Genomic DNA, 2,536 nt, shown 5'->3' on the forward strand with positions numbered 1-2,536 from the left:
CATAGGGGAGGACAATGTTGAGCTGCTTCAAAAGGCCTCCAAAGTTTGGAAAATCGAGACAGTGTTCAGGCAGGGAATGTTGCTGTAACGTAGAGCTCCGCCTGTCAGCTCTGCCGCTCAGCTCCGCCGGTCAGCTCTGCCGGTCAGCTCCGCCGGTCAGCTCTGCCGGTCAGCTCTGCCTGTCAGCTCGGCCGCTCTGCTCCGCTGGACAGCTCTGCCGGTCAGCTCTGCCGGTCAGCTCCGCCGGTCAGCTCCGCTGGTCAGCTCCGCCGGTCAGCTCTGCCGCTCAGCTCCGCCAGTCAGCTCGGCCGCTCAGCTCCGCCGGTCAGCTCTGCCGTTCCGCTCGGCCGCTCTGCTCCGCTGGTCTGCTCCGCCGCTCTGTCTGCCGGTCAGCTCCGCCGCTCAGCTCCGCCGGTCAGCTCTGCCGCTCAGCTCCGCCGGTCAGCTCTGCCGCTCAGCTCTGCCGGTCTGCTCCGCCGGTCAGCTCCGCCAGTCAGCTCTGCCGCTCTGCTGGTCAGCTCGGCCGCTCTGCTCCGCCGGTCAGCTCTGCCGGTCAGCTCTGCCGCTCCGCTCCGCTGGTCAGCTCCGCCGGTCAGCTCGGCCGCTCTGCTCCGCCAGTCAGCTCTGCCGCTCTGCTCCGCTGGTCAGCTCCGCCGCTCTGCTCTGCCGCTCTGCTCCGCCGCTCTGCTCCGCCGCTCTGCTCCGCCGCTCTGCTCCGCTGGTCTGCTCCGCCGTCTGCTCCGCCGGTCAGCTCCGCCGGTCAGCTCCGCCGGTACAGACGATTCAAGTTTAGCTGGAATCTTTGGTTTGCCGTTTCTTGTATGCCAAGGGAGTCATGTGCATTTCCTTTTTGAACCGCTCAATAAAATAACTCGTACTGTTGAATCCAACCTGATAAGCAGCTTCTGTGACACTAGATTCCGCTGTTTGCAGCAGAACTAAAATTTTTTGAATCCGGTAATCCGTTACATAATTTAGCGGCGTTGTTTTTAAAATCCGTTTAAAATACCGGCAGCATTCCGAACGGCTCAGTTGACCGGCTGATGCGATATCCTCGAGCGTAATTTTTTCAGAGTAATGGGAATGGACCCATTGTAACATCTCCTTCATCCGGTGACTTTTTAACCGCTCCGTCTGATCGTACTCGAGCTTGAAGCCATTCATGATCAGGTTTTTCCAGATGACCGCCAGCTGCTGGGTGATATCAATTTCGAAAAAAGGCAGTTTCTGCTGGATGCACTGATTGATCCGCGTAATCGCGTTCACAATATCCTTTCCCCAAGGCGAGGCAGGGTCGATATACAGGTAGGGCAAATTGGTCGCTTGGATAAAAGGCGATACATAGGTTGAATAAAGCTCCTGGGACAAAACAAAATGCGGCGATACATTCAAGCAGATATAAGAACAATCCGACCCCTTTTTGTCTTCCGCCATGTGCAGGCAGCCGCTGTTTATAAAAAGCCCGTCGCCCTGCCTTACACTCACTTGCTCTTCATTGATTTGAAACACGGCTTCTCCCTGTGTAATCAAAACAAGCTGAATTTCATCATGCCAATGCAGCGGTATAAATCCGTGGATATTGTGCCGGATTGTTGTTTCATAACAGGCAAAAGGCAAGACGACCGTCCGATGCTCGGTCAGCTCTTTCAGGTTTTGGTCAATCAGGAAATCTGGCATGGCAGCATAACCTCAATATAGTTATATTTTTAAACGATATATAGATATAATTGCAAGGATTTTTCACCTATTATAACACTATCATTATATTTTAAGGTGGAGAATCATGTATGGCTAGAAAAAGAGGAATATTCCTGGTCACTACAGGAGCGCTTTTTTGGGGAATCAGCGGTACGGTTTCAAAAAGACTTTTCGAGCAATTTCCGATCGGTGTAAATTGGCTTGTCACTACCCGGCTGCTCATAGCCGGAGTTTTGCTTCTGGCCGCCCAGTTCTTTTTGAAAGACCGTTCCCAGCTGCTTGGCGTATGGAAAAAAAGAACAACAGCCGCTCAGCTCATCATCTTTGGTTTAGCCGGTATGCTGGCGGTTCAATATACGTATATGGCATCCATCCAACATGGGAATGCCGCAGTCGCCACGCTTTTGCAGTATCTGGCTCCGGTCATGATTATCCTCTATCTGGCCATACGCAAGCGCCTTGTCATCACCCGGCAGGATGTACTGGCCGTTTTTCTTGCTTTAGCCGGCTGTTTCTTTTTGTTGACGAACGGTTCCGCTTCGCAGCTGTCCGTGCCGGCAAACGCCATCGTATGGGGACTTTTATCCGGAGTTGCGTTAGCTTTTTACACCTTGTACGCCGTTCCTCTGCTGAAGCAGTTCGATTCCCTCGTCATCGTCGGCTGGGCCATGATTATCGGCGGTTTCGGGTTAAGCTTGATCCACCCGCCATGGCAAATCGATGCTGCAGCCTTAACGGCGGAAGCTTATTTCTACTTAGCGTTTGTTATTTTATTCGGCACGATGATTGCATTTTGGTTCTATATTGAAAGCTTGCACAGCCTTTCGGCTAAAGAAAC

At 53.0% G+C, this 2,536-nt stretch carries 2 protein-coding genes; one reads left to right on the top strand and one right to left on the bottom strand.

The features are described 5' to 3' along the window. Window positions 1-789 precede the first annotated feature (789 nt). Complete coding sequence (locus tag ACE6ED_RS29070) at window positions 790-1,677, bottom strand: AraC family transcriptional regulator (protein ID WP_410830948.1); 888 nt, start codon at window positions 1,675-1,677, stop codon at window positions 790-792. A 110-nt stretch (window positions 1,678-1,787) separates the two neighbouring features. On the opposite strand from ACE6ED_RS29070, the gene ACE6ED_RS29075 reads away from it, so the two are divergent. Further along, window positions 1,788-2,536: DMT family transporter (locus ACE6ED_RS29075; protein WP_410830949.1), on the top strand; the 749-nt coding region annotated here is incomplete at its 3' end.

The sequence above is a fragment of the Paenibacillus nanchangensis genome, from assembly GCF_046543445.1.
In the GTDB taxonomy this organism is placed as follows: Bacteria; Bacillota; Bacilli; order Paenibacillales; family Paenibacillaceae; genus Paenibacillus_AQ; species Paenibacillus_AQ nanchangensis.

What these genes read in the sequence shown, in the direction of transcription:
- ACE6ED_RS29070 (WP_410830948.1), bottom strand. Translation starts at nt 1,677, where the DNA reads ATGCCAGATTTCCTGATTGACCAAAACCTGAAAGAGCTGACCGAGCAT.